Consider the following 19,618-nt stretch of genomic DNA (forward strand, 5'->3'; position numbering starts at 1 on the left):
CAGACTACTGGCCCGCGAAGCCGTAACATCCTGTACATGCGCCTGTCGGTCGTGGTGCCGTGCTTCAACGAGGAGGCGTCCGTTGAGCGGCTGCACGCCGCGGTCACGGCCGCCACCTCGGGGATAACCGCTGAGATCGAAGTGGTCTTCGTCGATGACGGCAGCGACGACGGCACACTGGTGGCGCTGCGCGGCCTCGCCACCCGGGACAAATCGGTCAAGTACACCTCGCTGAGCCGCAACTTCGGCAAGGAAGCGGCGATGTTGGCCGGCCTCGAGCGGGCCACCGGCGACGCAGTCGTGATCATGGATGCCGATCTCCAGCACCCGCCGCACCTGCTGCCCCGCATGATCGACCTCTTCGAGCAGGGGTACGACCAGGTGATCGCCTGCCGCGACCGGCGGGGCGACCACTTCTTCCGCACGCTCGCGTCGCGCGCCTTTTACCGCATGGTCAACCGCCTTGTCGACGTGCAGCTCACCGACGGCGCCGGCGACTTCCGGCTGCTCTCCCGGCGGGCCGTCGACGCGGTGCTCTCGCTGCCGGAGTACAACCGCTTCTCCAAGGGCCTCTACTCCTGGATCGGCTTCAACACGGTCGCGTTCGCGTACACGAACGAGGCGCGCCAGGGCGGCCAGAGCAAATGGACAATCGGCAAGCTCTTCAACTACGCGCTCGACGGGCTGCTTTCGTTCAACAACCGGCCGCTGCGCCTGGCGATCTACGCCGGGCTGACGCTGACCGTGCTCGCCGTCGTGTACATGGCGTGGGTCGTGGTGAGCGCGTTCGTGCGCGGCGTCGACATGCCCGGTTACACCACGATCATCGTCAGCGTGATCGGGCTGGGCGGCATCCAGATGGTCATCCTCGGCATCATCGGCGAGTACATCGGCCGGCTCTACTACGAGACCAAGCGCCGGCCGCACTACCTGGCCAAGGAGACCGAGGCGTCGACCGTCCGGCCGCCGAGCGCCCGCCGCCCCTCGTCGGAGTCCTCCCTTCCGTAGTCACTTGGTGACGCAACCCTTGACAAGCGCGCTTGACCAGGGGCTACGTTCCGAGAGGAGGTGCGGCCTAGGCCCACCTGGGCCGCTGGCCACGAAGGGGGCGGCCATGGGAAATATTGATACTCATCGCGCCACAATGGAAGCGTTCAACCGCCGCGATTTCGAGGGCGCGGCCGGGCCCATGCGAGAGGACGCGACCTACACCGACCACGCCCGCGGGACCACGGCGAAAGGCCCCGTCGAGAGCATTGACAACCTGAAGGGCTGGGCGGAGGCCTTTCCGGACGGGCAGGCCACCGAGCTTCAGTTCATCGACGGTGGCGACCACACGGTCTGCCTCTTCCACGCGCGCGGTACCAACGACGGGCCAATGGGCTCTCTGCCGGCCACCGGAAGGCGGGTGGACGTGCCGTTCTGCGAAATCCTGCACTTCGACGCCCAAGGCAAGATCACCAGTGGGGAGATGTTCTACGACAGCATGTCGTTGATGGTCCAGTTGGGTCACATGCAGCCCCCACCACAGGGCTGACGGGGTGGATGCCATGAACAGCATCGAGATGAAGAACTTCGACAAGGCCGACGAGACGCGCACTTTCGAAGGCCACGGGTTCGCGGACTTCGTCATGGTCGGCGGGCGGACGGTGGCCCGGGGTCACTTCGAGCCGGGCTGGCGGTGGTCTCAGGACGTCAAGCCGATCGTCGGCACAGACCTGTGCCAGGTGTCGCACCTCGGCTACTGCCTTGCGGGGCGGATGCGGGTGACGATGAGCGACGGCACCGAGCAGGAGCTCACGCCGGGCGAGGTCGCCGCGATCCCGCCGGGCCACGACGCCGAGGTGGTCGGCGACGAGACCTGCGTGTTCCTGGACTTCGGGGAAATCGCCGAATACGCGATGCGCAAGTAGGGCGGCGCCTTTCGGCGAGGTCGCCGAGCAGGCGTAGCGCGACGCCTTTTGGCGAGATCGCCGGGCGGGCGGTGCGCGGCGTCAGAGCGACGCCTTTCGGTGAGGTCGCCTGGGTGACGGTGCGTGCCGTCAGAGCGACGCCGGCACCACGTCGCGGAGGGCGGCGGCGACGTCGGGCGCGGTCACGGGGCCGCGCCGGGCGGCTTCGCGTCCGGCCAGCCCGTGCAGGTACGCGGCGGCGACCGCTGCCCGCTCCGGCGAGACCCGGGCGGCGAGCAGCGAGCCGAGCAGCCCCGCCAGCACGTCGCCGGTACCGCCGGTGGACAGCGCCGGGGTGCCGGTCGGGTTGGCCCACGCGTGGCCGGCCGGCGTGGCGACGATCGTGCGGTCGCCCTTGAGCAGCACGACCGCGTTCATCCACGAGGCCAGCCGGAGGGCGGCGCCGACCCGGTCGCTGCCGGGCTCGCCGCCGGCCAGCCGGGCGAACTCGCGGTCGTGCGGGGTCACCACGATCGGCGCGTCGCGGCCCCGCAGTTGGTCGGCCATCGAGCCGTCGACAAGCAGTGTCAGAGCGTCAGCGTCGAGTACGACGGGAAGGGAGGTGGCCAGCACGGTACGAAGCTCGGTGGCGGCCGCCTCGTCGGTGCCCAGCCCGGAGCCGCACACCCAGGCCTGCACCCGACCGGCGTCCGCCACCCGCTTCGTCGCGATCACGGATGGGTGGTGGCGCAGCACATGCCCGGCCGCGCCGCCCGCGTAGCGCACCATGCCCGTCGGGCCGGCCAGCGCGCCGCCCACGGACAGGACGGCCGCGCCCGGATAGGTCGCCGAGCCGGTGGCGATGCCGACCACGCCACGGTTGTACTTTTCCGAGGTGGCCTCCAGCCGCGGCCACCACCCCTCGATGTCCGGCCACTCGGGCACGGCGAGGGCGGCGTCCGCCCGCAGCCAGGGCCCGAGACCGATGTCGACGAGCTCCACCTCACCGGCGTACGGCGCGGCCGGCCCCGCCACGAGCGCCGGCTTGAGGCAGCCGAACGTCACGGTCAGGTCGGCCTGTACCGCCGGGCCGTTCACATCGCCGGTGTCCACGTCCACCCCGCTGGGGACGTCCACGGCGACAATCGTGGTGCGCCCCGCCCTGAGCAGCCGCACCGCGGCCTCGGCGGCGGGGCGCAGGCCGCCCGAGCTGCCCAGCCCGGCGATGCCGTCGACGGCGAGGTCGAGGTCGCGCGGGACCGCGTCGACCACCCGGCCGCCGGCCTGCCGGAGCGTGGCCAGCCCGCCCTGGTGCACCCGGTCCGGCGCGAGCAGCAGCGCGGACACGGCGACGCCGCGGCGGGCGAGAAAGGCGCCGGCGTACAGGGCGTCGCCGCCGTTGTTGCCCGCGCCGACGAGCAGGAGCACGCGTGAGCCGTACACACCGCCGCGCTCGGCGAGCAGCAGCGCGCAGCGGCGGGCCAGCCCGGCGGCCGCGCGCTGCATGAGCGAGCCCTCGGGCACGGTGCGCATCAACGCTTCCTCGGCCGCGCGTACGTCACTGACCCGCCAGGCCCGCCTCACGATGCAGCCACCTCTTCCGCCAGTCGTTCCGCTACCACCATGGCGGACGCGATGCCCCCATCGTGGGACAACGACAGATGCCAGCGGGTGATCCCACGCTCGGTGGCGACGGCGGCGACCGTACCGGAGACGGTCAGCCACGGGCGGCCGTCCGGGTCGGCGACGATCTCGCAGTCGTGCCAGCGCAGCCCCACCGGCGCGCCCAGCGCCTTCGCCACCGCCTCCTTCGCGGCGAAGCGGGCCGCGAGCGACTCCGGCGAGCGCGGGTTGCCCGACGCCGTGTACCGCTCCGCCTCCGTGAAGAGCCGGTCGGCCAGCAGCGGGGTGCGGGTGAGCGCACCGGTGAACCGTTCGACCAGGACCACGTCGATGCCGACAGCGACGATCACGCCGCCAACCCTAGTGTCCTGGGCTCACTCCACCGTGACGGACTTGGCCAGGTTGCGTGGCTGGTCGACGTCGTGGCCGCGGGCGGCCGCGATCTCGCAGGCGAGCACCTGGAGCGGCACCGTGGTCACCAGCGGGGCGAGGAGGGTCGGCGTGCGCGGCACGCGGACCAGGTGATCCGCGTACGGCACGACGGACTCGTCGCCCTCCTCGGCGATCACGATCGTGCGGGCGCCGCGGGCGCGCACCTCCTGGATGTTGGAGACGATCTTGTCGTGGAGCACGCCCCGGCCGGCCGGTGAGGGCACCACGCACACCACCGGGCAGCCCTCGTCGACCAAGGCGATCGGGCCGTGCTTGAGCTCGCCGGCCGCGAAGCCCTCGGCGTGCATGTACGCCAGCTCCTTGAGCTTGAGCGCGCCCTCCAGGGCCACCGGGTAGCCGACGTGGCGGCCGATGAACAGCACGCTCTTCGCCTCGGCCAGCGAGCGGGCCAGCTCGCGCACCGGCTCCATCGTGCCGAGCACCTCCTGGAGCTTGCCGGGCATCTCCTGGAGCTGTGCGACGACGGCGGCGACCTCGTCCGCGTACTTGATCCCGCGCACCTGCGCCAGGTGCAGCCCGACGAGGTAGCAGGCGACAAGCTGGGTGAGGAACGCCTTTGTGGACGCGACCGCGATCTCCGGGCCGGCGTGGGTGTAGAGCACCGCGTCCGACTCGCGCGGGATCGTGGAGCCGTTGGTGTTGCAGATCGCGAGCACGCGCGCCTTCTGCTCCTTGGCGTGGCGCAGCGCCATCAGCGTGTCCATCGTCTCGCCGGACTGGCTGATCGCCACCACGAGCGTCGACCGGTCGAGCACGGGGTCGCGGTAGCGGAACTCGCTGGCCAGCTCCACCTCGCAGGGGATGCGGGTCCAGTGCTCGATCGCGTACTTGGCGACGAGGCCGGCGTGGTACGCCGTACCGCAGGCGACGATGAAGACCTTGTCGACATCGCGGAGGTCCTGGTCGGTGAGGCGCACCTCGTCGAGGACGATCTCGCCGCTCTCGGTGAGGCGGCCGAGCAGCGTGTCGGCGACCGCCTGCGGCTGCTCGGCGATCTCCTTGAGCATGAAGTAGTCGTAGCCGCCCTTTTCCGCGGCGGAGGCGTCCCAGTCGATGTGGAAGTCCTTGCCGCTCGCGGCCTGACCAGAGAAGTCGGTGATCTCGATGCCGTCGGGCGTGATCAGCACAACCTGGTCCTGTCCCAGCTCGACCGCCTCGCGGGTGTGCTCGATGAAGGCGGACACGTCGCTGGCCAGGTAGTTTTCCCCGTCTCCGCGGCCGACGACCAGCGGCGAGTTGCGCCGGGCGCCGACCACCGCGCCGGGCACGGCCGAGTCGACGGCGAGCAGCGTGAACGCGCCCTCCAGCCGCTGGCAGACCCGGCGCATCGCCGCGGCCAGCCCTTCCGCGCTGGCCTCGCCCTGGTCGGCCAGCTCGACGGCGAGCAGGTGGGCGGCGCACTCGGTGTCGGTGTCGCTGGCGAACTCGATGCCCTCGGCCTCGAGCTCCGCGCGGAGCTTGGCGAAGTTTTCGATGATGCCGTTGTGGATCACCGCCACGCGGCCGTCGCGGGACATGTGTGGATGGGCGTTTCGGTCGGTGGGGCCGCCGTGGGTGGCCCACCGGGTGTGGCCGATCGCGGTGGTGCCCTCGCCGATGCCGGCGGTGGGTGTCTCGGCCAGGATCTTTTCCAGGTTGGACAGCTTGCCGGCCCGCTTTTCGGTCAGCAGGCGGTCGCCGGCCACCACGGCGACGCCCGCCGAGTCATACCCTCGGTATTCGAGCCGGCGCAGCCCGTCCAGCACGATGCCCAGCGCCGGTCGGGCGCCGACGTAGCCCACGATTCCACACATGGCCCGCAGCGTAACCCACTTTCGCTCACCACGCTTGCTCGAAAGCCCCCCTATCGCTCACCCGACATGAGCGTTTGCGGCAATCGAGGGAAGAATCGGACACCGGACTTGCCCAGCGGGCCGATCGTGGAACACCGTGACTCGCCGCCGTCCTTATCCGGGGAAGATCCGGAGTTTTATCCGGGGGGACAACACCCGATGACATACCCGCCGCCGTACGAGCCGCAACCTGGCACGCATCCGACCCAGCCGGTGCCGCCCCCGCCCACGTCGTCGCCGCCCACCACGCCTTACCCGGCCTACCTCGGTGCACCCGCCGCGCCGCCCCGGCCGCCCCGGTCCAACGGGCCGATCCTGGCGGTGGTGATCGCGCTGGCCGTGCTGCTCGTGGGCGGCGCCGTGACCGCCGGTGTGCTGCTGGTCCGCAGCGGCGACGACCCCGGCACGATCACCACGGACCCCACGCGGGACATCGAGACACCGCGGGTCGAGCAGACCGAGCCGGAGCCCGGCGCCACCGGTGGCTACGGCGCCGACAACCCGGGCGCCGGCCAGAAGGTGGTGTACGAGGTGACCGGCGACGGTCCGGTGAGTCTCGTCTTCGTCAAGGACGACGGCCGGACGCCGGAGCGGGCCACCGACACCGACCTGCCGTGGCGCAAGGAGCTCACGCTCGCGGAGGGCGCCGCCCTGGTCAGCGTGACCGCCATCCGCAGCGCCGGCGGTGAGGGCAGCATCGAGTGCCGGATCACCATCGACGGCGAGGAGGTCGCGAAGAAGTCCGCGAGCGGCACCTTCGCCACCGCCACGTGCTCGAAGCTCATCTTCTAGGCACGCCGTTACGCTGGCCCGGTGACCACCATCGACAGCGATCCCGGCGTGCACCGGATGCGGGTCTTCGGCACCACGATCTTCGCCGAGATGTCGGCCCTGGCCGTGCGCCACGGTGCGGTCAACCTGGGCCAGGGCTTCCCGGACACCGACGGGCCGCCGGAGATGCTGGAGGCGGCCGTCGAGGCGCTGCGCACCGGGCACAACCAGTACCCGCCCGGCGCCGGCGTCCCCGCGCTCAGGGCGGCCGTCTCGGCACACCAGCGGCGGTTCTGGGGGCTTGAGTACGACCCGAACGGCGAGGTGCTGGTCACCGCCGGCGCCACCGAAGCCATCGCGGCGGCGATCCTGGGCCTGTGCGAGCCCGGCGACGAGGTGGTCTGCTTCGAGCCCTACTACGACTCGTACGCGGCCTCGATCGCGCTCGCCGGCGCGGTCCGGCGGCCGGTGACACTCCGCCCCGGCGCCGGCGGGCGGTACGCGTTCGACCCCGCCGAGCTGCGCGCGGCGTTCGGGCCGCGCACCCGGCTGGTGCTGCTCAACTCGCCGCACAACCCCACCGGCAAGGTCTTCACCCGGTCCGAGCTCACCCAGATCGCCGAGCTGTGCCAGGAGCACGGTGCGTACGCGGTGACCGACGAGGTGTACGAGCACCTTGTCTTCACCGACGCGAGGGACGCGCACATCCCGCTCGCCACCCTGCCCGGCATGCGCGAGCGCACCGTGCGCATCTCCTCGGCGGGCAAGACCTTCTCGTGTACCGGCTGGAAGATCGGCTGGGCGAGCGGCCCCGCCGCCCTGGTCACCGCGGTGACGCGGGTCAAGCAGTTCCTCACGTACGTCAACGGTGGGCCGTTCCAGCCCGCCGTGGCCGTGGCGCTGGATCTGCCGGACAGCTACTACGAGGGCTTCCGCGCCGGGCTGCAGGCGCAGCGCGACCAGCTCGTGGCCGGCCTGACCGACGCCGGCTTCGGTGTGCTCCCGTCCGAGGGCACCTACTTCGTGACCACCGACATCAGCCCGCTGGGCGGTACGGACGGCATGGAGTTCTGCCGCTCGCTGCCCGAGCGCCTGGGTGTCGCGGCCGTGCCGACCGAGGTGTTCTACGACGACCCGCAGGCGGGAAAGCGGCTCGTCCGTTTTGCCTTCTGCAAGCGCCCGGAAGTGATCGACGAGGCCGTGCGCCGCCTGCGCGGAGCGCGAGCGGGCTGAGCGTGACCAGCGGCGCGGGGTGAGGCCGCGGGAGCAACGGTCCGGACCACCGCGGACATCGCGGTAGCTCGGGTCTTCTCGCTCTTGCTCTTAAAGAACCGTCAGCGCAACTCCTTCTGCGCGGGTTCGGACGCCGCGTCGGGCTGTGGGCAGCGGGTGGCGGGCCGGCCGTGACCGGGTGGCGCGGGCGGGCGAGGCCGAGCCGGTGGTCCGCTAACGACGTGTCCCGTGAGCTGGTTTTTCGTACGTTCGACCATGGCGGATCACCCGGCTGCGATTGTTCTTGAGCGAAGCGTCGTCGATCTCGGTCAAAACAGAAAATCCGTTTGTGCCCAAGAAGTGGTGGTCGTCAGCGAAGCGCTTGGTCAGGCCGGGAATTCCGTTTACCATTCGTGGCAGACATTCGGATCGCGTGGGAAATGAGCACCCGTGTCAGAAACCGCGACGGCGGACAAGCCGTTTGATGCCCTGGTAGAGGTGTTGTTGCAGGTCCCCGCGCTGAGGGATCAGGCCGAGCGCGACCGCGTGGTCAACGATACCGCCGCTGTCCTGCGTCGCGCGTTCACGACTCGACGCGCTTCCGATACGCGCGGTGATCTGTTATCGCTGATCCATTCCTACAGCCTGCTCAGCGGCGGCGTGGTGGCCTTCAGCAGCATCGTGGCGGACCGGTATCCGGAACCGTCGGCTCTGCGTGCGCACGACCTGGCCCGCGAAATCAGGGGATCGTTGCTGCTCTCGGCACCTGATCGTCAGGATCTGTGTCGAATGCTCGGCGAGGTTGGCATTACGGCGGTTTTCAAGGCGCGCGGCGAGCTGTCCGAGGTGCCGGAGCTCAAGGACTTCGGCGTCTGGGAGGACTGGGCCGCCGTAATCCGGATCATGGAGCGGCAGCCTGCCCCCGAGGGCGAGGCGCCACCGCTGCTCGGATTCGTCGTACGCCTCGCCGACCTCGTCGACCGCACGCGGGCCGGTGCCCTGCGGCGCTGGGCGGCGAGCGTCGCCGGCGGTCTCGGTGCCACCGAGTCGATCGCCGCGGCGCTGGGGCCAGAGGAGCGGGACGACGAGGACCTCGGCGCGCCACGCCGGCGCCCGGCCGGCGCCCGCACGATCCGGGGCGGCGTGCCCCTTCAAAACCGCAACTTCACCGGCCGGGTGGAGCTGCTCGACCGCCTCGCCCGCACCCTCGCCTCGGGGTCCAAGGCGGCGGTGCTTCCGCACGCTGTTCACGGCATGGGTGGCGTCGGCAAGACCCAGCTGGTGCTCGAGTACGTGTACCGCCACCTGGATGACTACAACCTCGTCTGGTGGTTGCCCGCCGACTCCGCCTCCGGCGTGCTGACCTCGCTGGAGCAGCTCGCCCGGGAGCTCGGGATCCGACCGGGCGACAACGCGCAGCAGACCGCCCGCCTGGTGCTCGACGCCCTCGCCGCCGGAGCGCTGAAGTGGCTGCTGGTGTACGACAACGCCAACGACCTCGACTCGATCGACGAGTACGTGCCCTCCACCGGTGGAGATGTCGTCGTCACGACGCGCAACAGGGAGTGGGCGGCCGTCGGTCTGTCCATCGAGGTTGACGTCTTCCAGCGCGAAGAGAGTGTCGAGCTGCTGCGGCGGCGGACCGGAAACGGGATCAGCGAGGAGGACGCCGACCGCCTGGCCGAGCGCCTCGGCGACCTGCCGCTGGCGCTGGAGCAGGCGGCGGCCTGGCACCTGCTCACCCAGATGCCGGTCAGCCAGTACATCGGTCTGCTGGAGCAGCATCAGAAGGAGCTGCTGTCGGAGGGGAAACCGGCCGGTTACCCCATGTCGGTGGTCACGTTCGTGACGCTGGCGCTGGATAAGCTGCGCGCTGACGCCCCGGCCACGGCGCAGCTGCTGGAGCTCTTCGCCTTCCTGGGTGGTGAGGGAGTCTCGGTGTCGCTGCTGCGCTACGGCCGCGACGCGGACGTCGTGCAGCCCTTGCGCGCGCTGCTGGGCGACACGATCAGGATCAACCGCGCGGTCCGCGACCTCAACCAGTACGGCTTGGTCAAGGTCGACAACGACCAGCGCCTCGAGGTGCACCGCCTCGTCCAGAGCGTGCTCCACGACCTGCTCGACGAGCAGCGGGCCGCGGAGACGCTGCGCAGCGCCCAAAACCTGCTGGCCAAGGCCAACCCGGGAGACCCCGACGAGGAGGACGACCGCACCGCCCTCGACCGGCAGCGCGAGATCGGCCCGCACCTGCGCCCGGCCAAGATGATCACGGCGAAGCGGATGGAGGCGCGGTCGACGGTGCTCGACCATATCCGCTACCTGTACAACATGGGCGACTACGAGAACAGCCGCCGGCTCGCCGACGACGCGGTCAAGGAATGGGAGAGCGACGACAGCCACCCGCGGTTGGGTCCGGACGGCGAGTTGACGCTCCAGGCCAAGGCCCACATCGCGAACGCCATGCGCGCGCTCGGTGAAAGCGCGCCGGCCGACGAGCTGACCAACGACACCTACGCGCGCATGCGGCGGTTTCTCGGCGAGACCGCCAAGTCGACCCTGGTGCTGGGCAACCAGATCGGCCAGGCCATGCGTATCCGTGGCGAGTACGCGGACTCGCTTACATTCGATCGGGAGTCGCTCGACCGGCACAAGGAGGTGAAGGATCTACCGGAGCACTACATCCTGCGTGCGCAGTCCAACCTGGCGGTCGCCCACCGCATGGTCGGCGACTTCGTCGAGGCGGCGCGGCTGGACCGGGAGATCGTCGATCGGATCGAGGCCAGGGGCCGCTCCGACAACAGCTTCCGCGCCCTGGAGACGTACATCAACATCGCCCGTGACTACTACGGGCTCGGTGCCTATCAGGCCGGGCTCGCGGTGCTGGAAGGGTGGCGCGGTGCGCTGATGGAGAGGCGCAGCAGCGGCCACCGCATCGTGCTGCTGTCCGGCCGGACGTACGGCATCACGCTGCGCAAGGCCGGCCGGCTGCGGGAGGCGGCCGACGTGCTGGGCGAAAACCTGGAGCAGACCCGGCGCCGGTTCGGCGAAAACCACGAGTACACCGTGGCCGCCCTGTCGAGCTACGGCAACGCGCTGCGGCAGCTGGGTGACGTGTCCGGCGCGCTGGAGCTGATCGTGGACGCCTCAGGCCGCTACCGCGAGTTTTTCGGCGAGCACCACCCCTTGACGCTCATCACCGACATCAACGAGGCCGTGGCCCGGCGGGCCCAAGGTGACAACGACGCCGCGTTGGCACTGGACCTCCGCGCGTACGAGCTGCTCGCCGAGGTGCTCGGGAGCGACCACCCGTACACGCTCTGCGCGGGTACGTCGCTCGCCACCGACTACGCCCTGCACGGCGAGGCGGCCAGAGCCCGGGCCTTGTCGACGGAGGTGCTGGAGCGCAGCCGGGTGACATCGGGCGGTCCGCACGAGGCGCGCGACAACGCCGAGCACCCGTACCTGCTGGCTCGCGCGGTCAACCTCGCTCACGACATGCGCGCGACCGGCGACGGGGACGAGGCGGCGGCACTCCTGCGCGACGCGGTGTCCGGCCTGCGCCAGACGTTGGGCGCCACCCATCCCGAGGTCGTCGACGCGGAGCAGGGCAAGCGGCTCGAGGGCGACGTCGAGGCGCCGCCCACCTGACCGCGAGCCTTCTCAGGTGGCGTTGGCGGCCCGCCAGCGCTCGTGCAGCTGACGCTGGCGCTGCTCGGCACGTCGCGCCACGGCGGTCGGCACCGGCTCGGCGAGCAGCGCGTCGGTGAAGTGCCGCAGGTGCGCGGCGAACCGGGCACCGACCGGCGTGAGCGCTCCCGAGCCTTCCAGCGTCGCGAGGCTCTGAGCCACCTGGAGGCGTGCGTTCGCGAACTCCTGCTCCGCCGCGTCGGTCACGCCGGGTACACCCCGCAGCGCCCGCCACGTGTCCGCCACGCCGGCGAACGCGTACACACCCTGCAACAGGCCGGCCAGCGGCCGGGCGTCGGTCCGCCACGGGGCGAAGTACCGGCGTTCGTCGGCCGGGTCGCTCAGCTGCACGAGGTCGAGCAGGGCGCTGAGCTTCGCGTGCTGGTACTCGTGGACCAAGGTGACCGCGAAGTCCGCGGCGGTGGCCGGCCGGGTCAACCCGAAGACGCCGAACACGTGCCGGATCGTGGCGCTGCGTGCCGAGCGGCCGTCGCCTTGCAGGGGCACGAGCGCGCGCAGGCCGGCGGCGATCTCGGCGGCCCGGTACGGCACGCGCTCGGTGAGCAGGTGCCAGGCCTCGGTGAAGAGCTCCTGCCAGTGTGCGAACTCGGCGGCCGACAGGCGGGGGGCCGGGGGAGCGTGGTAGCCGTGCCGGTAGGGATCGACATCGTCGAGCGCCAGCTTCGCCCGGACCGTGCCGGAGCCGGCCACGAGCGTCCGGACCGGTTGCCAGCCGTCGTCCGCCGCGCCGGTCACGGTGACGGGGCCGCGGCCGGCGTCGACGGTCAGCGTCCCGCCCGCGCTGGTGACCCGGGCGTGACGGGCCTCGCCGACCGCCAGCCGGCCCACTCCGGGCAGCGCGACGGCGCCGTCGCGGACCGGCACCGTCATCTCGGTGTCCACGCGAGCGGCGGCGCAGGTGACGGCCGCGACCGCGCCGAGGTGCGCCACGTCGTCCCGCTCGGCGCGTCCCTGCGCGACCGCCCGGCTGACGATGGCGACCCAGGCCCCGACCAGCGGCGAGCCCAGCACCCGGGCCGCCTCGGCGGACGCGGCCGCCCGGGCCGCCTCCAGCGCGTGCACGATGCGGTCCCGGTCCGCCGCCGGCCCCGACCACCGCCGCAGCAGGTTGGCGATCAGCAGGAGGTGCTTGCTCAGCTGCGCCTCGGCGAGCGCCCGGGACGCGCCACGCCCGCCGGTGCTCGCGGCGAGCCCGCTGAGCAGGGTCGCGGGGAGCCGGTGGTACGCCGTCACGCGGTCACCGCCCCGGCGAGAGCCCGCACGTCCGTGGCCACCCGCGCCCGCACGTGGTCGACGAACAGCCGCAGGTCGGCACAGTAGACGGACGGGTTCCGGAACCCGGCGCCCGGCCGGTACCGGTGCGCGTAGTGGCCGCCTCCGCACACGCGACGCACCGGGCAGGCGGCGCACTCCTGGCCGAGGGCGGCCAGGCCGATCTGGCGGGCCACCACGCCGGGGTGGGTCAGGGCCGTGTCGAACTCGTCGTCGCGCACGTTCAGCCCGGTGGCGCACGCCCCCTCGTACGCCGACTTCAACGCGTCGACCTGCTCGATCGCGCCATCCGACTCGACGACGACGAGGGCGGCGGGACTGAGCCCGATCTGCTCCGACCGGGAGGCGCCGCCGAGTGTCAGGTCCACGACACTCTCGAACAGCCGGACCGGCACCGCGTCCGGATCGCCGTGCCACGCGTCGAACGCGCCGACCAGCCACCTGCCGTAGGCCGTCGGGCTGTCGCCCGGTCGTGCGGGAGGGGAGCCCCAGTTGGCGTGGGGCAGCAGGAAGTCGATCCCCGGCGGGTCGAACGCGCGCAGGCTCCGGTAGCACGCAACCGGGTCCGTGTCGGGCGCGACGGTGCAGAGCAGACCGCCGAAGCCGTCGCGGTGCTCCGGCCGGGCCAGCAGCTCCAGCGCCCGGCGCACCGACGCGAAGCTGCCGCGGCCCGCGTGGGTGACGCGGTGGCGGTCATGGGTCTCGGCGACGCCGTCCACGCTCACGGCGACCGTGATGCGGTGCCGGCGCAGCTCGCGCAGCGCCGCCTCGTCCAGCAGGACCCCGTTGGTCTGTAGCCCCAGGCGCAGGTCGCAGCCGGGGGGCAGCGCCGCACGCAGCGCGGCGGCCAGCTGACCGAGCTTGGCAGCGCCGAGCAGCATCGGCTCGCCGCCGTGCAGCACCACCTGTACACGGCGCAGGTCATGGGCGCGCACGTGGCGGCCGAGTCGATCGGCGAACGCGGTGAACACCGCGGCCGGCATCACGTCCGGGCGGCCGCGCCAGGTCTGGTCGGCGTGCGTGTAGACGTAGCAGTACGAGCACGCCAGATTGCACCGCTGATGGACCTTGACGATGAACTCATGGAACGGCCGCGGCCGCCAACCCCCGTCGAGGAGAGCCGCCACGTCGAAATCCTGGTACGGCCAGCCGGCCGATGTCATGACTCGTCAAGAAAGGAGCTGAAAGCCGACAGCACCCCATTGGGATCGTTGAGGCCGGATTGCAGGCGCCGGATGGAGCGCAGGACCGGCGAGTCGCCGTCAGCATCCAGTAGATGATTGAGGGAAATCCCTGCGACATCGACGAGCCCGGCGTCCTGCGGCGTGGAGCCCGCGCCTGATCCAGCTGCATCCACCACCGGCTGTCCTCCACCATATGGCATGTCCGTTCAACCCCCGCAGCCAAGCGCATCATGAAACGGCCGGGCGGCGTAAGACGCCGTCCAGCCCGAATTGGTTCCAGTGTTCACTCCATTGGAGGATCTTGGCGGTCCGACCATCAGCTGGTTGACAAGACTTGTCAAAACTTAAAGCAGCGGTGGCTCGATGACGCAGTCCAATCTATCCCCGCGTGTGATAGTGGAAACCATCGGATGATCTTGGCCGTAGAGGCCTTCCACTTGTTGCAGCACCCGCTGGCGCGTGCTCGACGCCTTGGGACCGTCGACCGCGATGAGGTCGACCGCCAGATTGGCCTCGGCCGCGATCACGTCCGGATGGTCGGGGCGGGGGTGTACCCGTTTCGCGAGCTCGACGGCCCGCCGGGAGGCGGTCAGCCGGTTCGGGTGCCCGCTCTGGGCGTAGTCCGAGGCCAGGTTCACCGCCGCCGCGACGGCGAACGGATGATCCTGTCCAACCTTGTCGAGCAGTGCCTCGCTGCTCGCGCCGTCGATACGCATGGCCTGGCCGAGCTCACCCCGGGCCCGCAGCACGTTGGCCAGGTTGATCTGGGCCGCGACGGTCAACGGGTTGCGGGGTCCGAACAGCCGGCCATAGCTGTCGATCACACTGGACGCCTGCTCGATCGCGTCGTCCGCCCGGCCGAGCAGGTGCAACGTGTTCGCCCGGCTCATCTGGAGCGCCAGCGGGTACTCGTGGTGCTCCCCGAACAGCCTCGCGCACTCGTCGTACGAGGTGTCCAGCAGCGCCAGCGCATCCTCCAGCCGCCCGATGCCGCGCCGCGCCAGGGCCAGCGCCCGCCGGGCGAACATCAGCCCGCGCTCCATCCTTGTCCGCTCGCGCGTCTCGATGCGTTCCAGCATCGGCTCGACCTCGTTGAGAACGTCCTGGTAGCGCCCCTGCCCGTTGAGGTCTTCGGCCAGCGCGTTGATCGACAACAGTGTCTGCCAGTTGTCCTCGCCGAAGGCGTCCCGGTGCTGCCGCAACGCGATCCGGTCGACCTCCTCGGCCTCCCGGAACCGACCGGTGAGCCGCAAGCTGATCGCGAAGTTGTGCCGGCTCATGATGGTGCGCGGCTGGTCGTCGCCGATGCTGTCGCGACATTGCCTGAGAGTGTCCTCGTCGAACTCAAGCGCCCGCCGGTAGTCACCGGCGATGCGCAGGTCCGCGGCCCGGCTGCCGGCCGTCGCCAGCGTGTAGGAGTGCCTCTCGCCGTACGCCGGGTCGACGCGGAGCTCGCTCATGGCGCTGCGGGTGAGCTCCGCGGCCTTCTCGTAGCGGCCGACCGCGCGGAGCGCGTTCGCCCACTCCTGCGAGGTGCGCAGCACGAGGTGGTCGTCGCCGGACGGGTCGTTTCCCACCCGCCAGGCGCGGTAGGCCCGCTCCCCGAGGTCGCAGGCCGCCGTGTACTCGCCGTACAGGTAGTGGAACCGGATCTGGTGGTACACCGTCGTGCGGGCCTTGAGCTCCGCGGACGTCACCAGGTCGGTGGCATCCAGGTGGGCGGCGATCTCGCGGTAGATCTCGACGGGACGCAGGTCGTCGGGCGGGCCGGGGTCGGCGGTGGCCAGGAGGGTATGGGCGTGGCAGCGTGCCCGCTCGGCCTCGCCACCGGAGAGCGCGTGCCGGACGACATGTCGCACCAGCGGCAGCACCTCGACCTGCCGACCGCCGTCGGCGTAGCGGACCAGTCCGTGCCGGCGGAGCTCGATGATCGCCTTGTTCAGCGCCAGCTCACCCTGCGGCATCTCGGTGGGAGTCTCGTTCTGGGCGACCGTGCCCCGGCCGAGGAGGTCCTTGGAGACGGGCGCCGCGGCGAAGAAGGAGAGGGCTTCGAGCAGCACCAGGGCCTGGCGGCTCGCGGCCTCGAGACGGTCGAGCGCGAACAGCACCGTCAGCGACGCGCTTCGGCCGTAGCCGTCCACCGCTCCGGCGGCCATGCGATAGGCCAGCAGGGCGCCGTCTGACCACTCCACTGGCACGGTGGTATCCCGCCACCAGGCGACCGTCTGGCGAAGCGCCAGTGGATTTCGCCCGTAGGCCTCGACGACCTTTTCCCGCGCCTCGGGAGCCGCATCCGGTATGTGCTCGCGCAGGAGCAGTTCCGCTTCGTCGTCGGTGAGATCAGGCACCTCGACACCGATCCGCGAACCGTTGTCACCGAGAGCGGGATCGCGGGTAGTGATGATGACGTGACCACCGTTGGGCACCAGGCTCAAAAGACCCGGCTCGTCAAGTCCGTCGAAGACCATCAGATAGGGAAACCGGCGTGACGCGAGCCCGTCCAACACCAGCTTTACCGTGCGATCGACGCGATGATGACGCTCAATCTTGAGTGCTGCCGCGAGGTCGATCAGGGACGTCCGGGCGGCGTCGGTCGTCGCGGACGGGACCCACCACACCGGGTCATCCGCGGCGGTATGACGATCGAGATACTGGAGGACCGCCTGCGTCTTTCCCGCACCTATCGGTCCGTGCAGCACCAGCCGCACGTCCGGTCCGCTGTGCAGCGTGGTGTGAATGGACTCGATGAGCCCTTCGCGACCGATGAAACCCGGGGCGGCCGATGGCCGGAATCCGATCAGCGGGGCGGGCTCTTCCCGCTCCGCGACGGTCGCCGCCGGCGCGATCGGACGGGCTCGCTCCTCGCCGTGAGGTGGCACCGTGTCCTGCAACTCGTGCCGCGCACGCCGCCACAGCTCGACCGTCCGCTGCTCCAGGAGGGTGCTGTCGTAGTCGAAAGGTGCCATCGATGCGAGCACGTGCAACATCGATCTGACCTTTTCCCAGGCCGGGACCGTACTGGCCCGCAACATCGCGCTCGCCGTCTCGTGCGAGACGGACTGGAATTCACTGGGAAGTGCGACCGTGGCCTTGGCGATCACCCGGGCGGCCGGCTGTCCGGCCACGTCATAGATTTCGTGTATGGCCGCGACGAAGTCGCGTAATGGTCCTTCGGGTAGCTTGTCAAGACCCGGCAATGGGATAGCCACGTCGAACGCTCCGGGCCCTAGGACGCCACGTCACTTTTTGTCAAGTTCCAGGATCTCATGCGAGGCTCGCTGGAGCCAATGGGCCGGCGAACCCAAATTTGGACATCGATTGGCGATTTTATGACGGAGGACGCCACTGTAGAAGATGACCATCCGCTGCCCCTCCATGATTCAAGTTGGCCTCAACTGACAGCTCATCCTCACAACGCTGGACACGAGCGGACGAATTGGGCTCGTCAAGACATGTTGGTATCAGCTCCGGAACCTTTCACTTGACTGGCACGCAATTCAACCTGGGTGACGACGCCATCGGACACCGAGGAGCCGACACATGATGGAGCTGCCCGATCCACTTACGCTTTTCACGTTGGTCCGCTTATTCAGGGACGCCGTCGCCATCGCCGCCGGGGTTGGCGTGTGGTCGCGAAAGATGTCTCGCCCCCGCCCGGTCCGGCGGATGATCCGGGTGCTCCGCCGCCGTCCGGAGGACCGAGTCCGGGCGGGGAGGCGTCGCCGCACCGCCCCGCGGAGGACCGTGCGGTGCGGCCAGGCGGACGGATCACGGCGACCCTGCTCCGGTCGGTGGGACGCGTCCGCTCCGGCGGCCGGCTCCCGACGGCGATGTCCCGGCTTCCGGGCCGGTCAGCGTCAGGGTCCAGCCTGTCGACGTCGATGCCGCCGACCCGGCTGGCCGCCGCCGGGGCGGTGCTGAGGTCCGCGGGCGGCTTGACTCTGACACCGTGTCAGCCGGCAGCATCGATCTCGTGTTCGGGATCGGGGACTTCGCCGCGCTGGGACGGGTGTCCGTGCGGATGCTGCGGCACTACGACGCGATCGGGCTGTTGCTGGCCGGCCAGGACGGATCCGGCCAGCGGATGCCGCTACTCCGAGGCAGACCAGCTGCGTCGCCTCAACCGGATCATTGCGATGAAGGACCTCGGCTAACGCTCGGCCAGGTCGCGGAAGCTCCTCGACGACAAGGGCGCCGTCGAGGAGCTGTACGGCATGCTCCGGCGGAGATGGTGGCGCAGCTGGCCGCGGAGGGTGAGGCCGCGGGAGCAACGGTCCGGACCACCGCGGACATCGCGGTAGCCCGCATATTGCTCTTGATCTAGACCGGGCTGGCCTCGCGGACGACGGCGGCGATCCGCTCGGCGACCGACCTGGCGGTCTCGACCGTGGCGGCCTCGACCATGACCCGCACCAGCGGCTCGGTGCCGGACGGGCGCAGCAGCACGCGACCGGTCTCGCCCAGCTCGGCCTCGGCCTCGGCGGTCGCGGCCAGCACCGGCGCCGCGGACGCACCCGCCGCGCGGTCGCCGACCGGCACGTTGACCAGGACCTGGGGCAGCTTGGTGATCACCGACGCGAGGTCGGCGAGCGAGCGGCCGGTGGCGGCCATCCGGGACATGAGGTGCAGGCCGGTGAGGACGCCGTCGCCGGTGGTCGCGTACGCCGGCATCACGATGTGCCCGCTCTGCTCGCCGCCGAGGCCGAGCGCCGAGGCGCGCAGCTCCTCCAGCACGTACCGGTCGCCGACCTTGGTCTCGATCAGGCGGATGCCCTCGCGCGACATGGCCAGGCGCAGGCCGAGGTTGCTCATCACGGTGGCCACGAGCGTGTCGGCTGTCAGCGCGCCGCTATCCCGCATCGCCAGCGCGAGGATCGCCATGATCTCGTCGCCGTCGACCTCCGCGCCCTCGGCGGTGACGGCCAGGCACCGGTCGGCGTCGCCGTCGTGGGCGATGCCCAGGTGCGCGCCGTGCTCCAGTACCGCCGCCTTGACCGGCTCCAGGTGGGTGGAGCCGCAGCCCTCGTTGATGTTCAGGCCGTCGGGCTCGGCGTGGATGGCGATCACCTCGGCGCCGGCCTCGCGGTACGCCAGCGGCGCGACGTCGGACGCCGCCCCGTTGGCACAGTCGACCACGATCTTCAGCCCGTCGAGCCGGTGCGGGACCGTGCCGACCAGGTGCTGCACGTAGTGCTCCGCGCCGTCGAGCAGGTCATGCACGCGCCCCACCCCGCCGCCGGTCGGGCGGGTCCACGACACACCCTCGGCGACCGCCGCCTCGATCCTGTGCTCGACCTCGTCGGGCAGCTTGTGCCCGCCGGCCGCGAAGAGCTTGATGCCGTTGTCGGGCATGGGGTTGTGCGACGCGGAGAGCATCACGCCGAGGTCGGCCTTGGCCTCGCTCACCAGGAAGGCCACGCCGGGCGTCGGGAGCACGCCCACGCGCACCACGTTTGCGCCGGCACTCGCCAGGCCGGCCACCACCGCCGCTTCGAGCATCTCGCCGCTGGCCCGCGGGTCGCGGCCGACGACCGCGAGCGGCGGGTGGCTACGGTCGGACTCCGCGAGCGTACGGGCTGCGGCCACCGCCACCGCCATCGCCAGCTCGGGCGTGAGGTCGGCGTTGGCCCGGCCGCGAACGCCGTCGGTGCCGAAGAGACGCGCCATGTGC

General features: G+C 70.9%; 15 protein-coding genes and 1 pseudogene. 8 read left to right on the forward strand and 8 right to left on the reverse strand.

Features of this window, described 5'->3' with window-relative positions; all coding sequences use genetic code 11:
- The first annotated feature begins 27 nt into the window (after positions 1-27).
- The 3 genes from Phou_RS14905 to Phou_RS14915 all read left to right on the forward strand — a co-directional run bounded on the left by Phou_RS14905 (position 28) and on the right by Phou_RS14915 (position 1,913).
- Positions 28-1,008, forward strand: a complete 981-nt coding sequence (locus Phou_RS14905) for a glycosyltransferase family 2 protein (RefSeq protein ID WP_173058398.1) — start codon at positions 28-30, stop codon at positions 1,006-1,008.
- A gap of 136 nt (positions 1,009-1,144) precedes the next feature.
- Positions 1,145-1,537 (forward strand): ester cyclase, encoded by a 393-nt coding sequence (locus tag Phou_RS14910; RefSeq protein ID WP_173056595.1) that lies wholly within the window; start codon positions 1,145-1,147, stop codon positions 1,535-1,537.
- A gap of 13 nt (positions 1,538-1,550) precedes the next feature.
- Positions 1,551-1,913, forward strand: coding sequence for a cupin domain-containing protein (locus Phou_RS14915; protein ID WP_173056596.1), 363 nt, complete (start codon positions 1,551-1,553; stop codon positions 1,911-1,913).
- Positions 1,914-2,042: 129 nt separating this feature from the next.
- On the opposite strand, the gene Phou_RS14920 is transcribed toward Phou_RS14915, so the two are convergent.
- Genes Phou_RS14920 through glmS form a run of 3 tightly spaced genes read right to left on the reverse strand, consistent with a single transcriptional unit; the run spans position 2,043 to position 5,761 of the window.
- Entirely contained in the window at positions 2,043-3,476 is a 1,434-nt protein-coding gene (locus Phou_RS14920) for an NAD(P)H-hydrate dehydratase (protein WP_173056597.1), read from the reverse strand.
- Positions 3,473-3,865 (reverse strand): holo-ACP synthase, encoded by a 393-nt coding sequence (locus Phou_RS14925; protein WP_173056598.1) that lies wholly within the window; start codon positions 3,863-3,865, stop codon positions 3,473-3,475. The genes Phou_RS14920 and Phou_RS14925 overlap by 4 nt, the downstream gene beginning before the upstream one ends.
- Positions 3,866-3,889: 24 nt before the next feature.
- On the reverse strand, positions 3,890-5,761 hold the full coding sequence (glmS, locus tag Phou_RS14930; RefSeq protein WP_173056599.1) for a glutamine--fructose-6-phosphate transaminase (isomerizing): 1,872 nt from the start codon (positions 5,759-5,761) through the stop codon (positions 3,890-3,892).
- Positions 5,762-5,959: 198 nt separating this feature from the next.
- Here glmS and Phou_RS14935 point away from each other — a divergent pair, with 198 nt between their 5' ends.
- From Phou_RS14935 to fxsT (Phou_RS14950), 4 genes are all read left to right on the forward strand, one after another.
- Complete coding sequence (locus Phou_RS14935) at positions 5,960-6,592, forward strand: MmpS family transport accessory protein (protein ID WP_173056600.1); 633 nt, start codon at positions 5,960-5,962, stop codon at positions 6,590-6,592.
- 21 nt (positions 6,593-6,613) lie between these two features.
- Positions 6,614-7,804: a pyridoxal phosphate-dependent aminotransferase gene (locus Phou_RS14940; protein WP_173056601.1), complete on the forward strand. Its 1,191-nt coding sequence runs from the start codon at positions 6,614-6,616 to the stop codon at positions 7,802-7,804.
- 228 nt (positions 7,805-8,032) lie between these two features.
- A complete protein-coding gene (locus tag Phou_RS14945; protein ID WP_173056602.1) occupies positions 8,033-8,227 on the forward strand; it encodes a hypothetical protein in 195 nt (64 codons plus the stop codon).
- Between the two features lie 54 nt (positions 8,228-8,281).
- Complete coding sequence (gene fxsT, locus Phou_RS14950; protein ID WP_486357954.1) at positions 8,282-11,431, forward strand: FxSxx-COOH system tetratricopeptide repeat protein; 3,150 nt, start codon at positions 8,282-8,284, stop codon at positions 11,429-11,431.
- 12 nt (positions 11,432-11,443) lie between these two features.
- Here fxsT (Phou_RS14950) and Phou_RS14955 read toward each other — a convergent pair whose 3' ends face one another.
- The 4 genes from Phou_RS14955 to fxsT (Phou_RS14970) form a co-directional block, all read right to left on the reverse strand.
- The gene (locus Phou_RS14955) at positions 11,444-12,724 is read right to left on the reverse strand and encodes an HEXXH motif domain-containing protein (RefSeq protein WP_173056604.1); all 1,281 of its coding nucleotides are present in this window, start codon (positions 12,722-12,724) and stop codon (positions 11,444-11,446) included.
- Positions 12,721-13,890, reverse strand: a complete 1,170-nt coding sequence (locus Phou_RS14960; RefSeq protein ID WP_246273567.1) for an FxsB family cyclophane-forming radical SAM/SPASM peptide maturase — start codon at positions 13,888-13,890, stop codon at positions 12,721-12,723. The genes Phou_RS14955 and Phou_RS14960 overlap by 4 nt, the downstream gene beginning before the upstream one ends.
- A 32-nt stretch (positions 13,891-13,922) precedes the next feature.
- Complete coding sequence (locus Phou_RS14965; RefSeq protein WP_173056606.1) at positions 13,923-14,123, reverse strand: hypothetical protein; 201 nt, start codon at positions 14,121-14,123, stop codon at positions 13,923-13,925.
- A gap of 168 nt (positions 14,124-14,291) precedes the next feature.
- A complete protein-coding gene (gene fxsT / locus Phou_RS14970) occupies positions 14,292-16,934 on the reverse strand; it encodes an FxSxx-COOH system tetratricopeptide repeat protein (protein ID WP_173056607.1) in 2,643 nt (880 codons plus the stop codon).
- A 986-nt stretch (positions 16,935-17,920) separates the two neighbouring features.
- Here fxsT (Phou_RS14970) and Phou_RS14975 point away from each other — a divergent pair.
- A pseudogene (locus tag Phou_RS14975) lies at positions 17,921-18,176 on the forward strand (MerR family DNA-binding transcriptional regulator); the annotation flags it as partial.
- A 91-nt stretch (positions 18,177-18,267) separates the two neighbouring features.
- Here the strand turns inward: Phou_RS14975 and glmM are convergent.
- The gene (glmM, locus tag Phou_RS14980) at positions 18,268-19,614 is read right to left on the reverse strand and encodes a phosphoglucosamine mutase (protein WP_173056608.1); all 1,347 of its coding nucleotides are present in this window, start codon (positions 19,612-19,614) and stop codon (positions 18,268-18,270) included.
- Between the last annotated feature and the right edge of the window lie 4 nt (positions 19,615-19,618).

It is taken from the genome of Phytohabitans houttuyneae, assembly GCF_011764425.1.
Classification (GTDB): Bacteria; Actinomycetota; Actinomycetes; order Mycobacteriales; family Micromonosporaceae; genus Phytohabitans; species Phytohabitans houttuyneae.

What these genes read in the sequence shown, in the direction of transcription:
- Phou_RS14915 (WP_173056596.1), top strand. Translation starts at nt 1,551, where the DNA reads ATGAACAGCATCGAGATGAAGAACTTCGACAAGGCCGACGAGACGCGC.
- glmS (WP_173056599.1), bottom strand. Translation starts at nt 5,761, where the DNA reads ATGTGTGGAATCGTGGGCTACGTCGGCGCCCGACCGGCGCTGGGCATC.
- Phou_RS14910 (WP_173056595.1), top strand. Translation starts at nt 1,145, where the DNA reads ATGGAAGCGTTCAACCGCCGCGATTTCGAGGGCGCGGCCGGGCCCATG.
- fxsT (WP_173056607.1), bottom strand. Translation starts at nt 16,934, where the DNA reads ATGTTGCACGTGCTCGCATCGATGGCACCTTTCGACTACGACAGCACC.
- Phou_RS14935 (WP_173056600.1), top strand. Translation starts at nt 5,960, where the DNA reads ATGACATACCCGCCGCCGTACGAGCCGCAACCTGGCACGCATCCGACC.
- glmM (WP_173056608.1), bottom strand. Translation starts at nt 19,614, where the DNA reads ATGGCGCGTCTCTTCGGCACCGACGGCGTTCGCGGCCGGGCCAACGCC.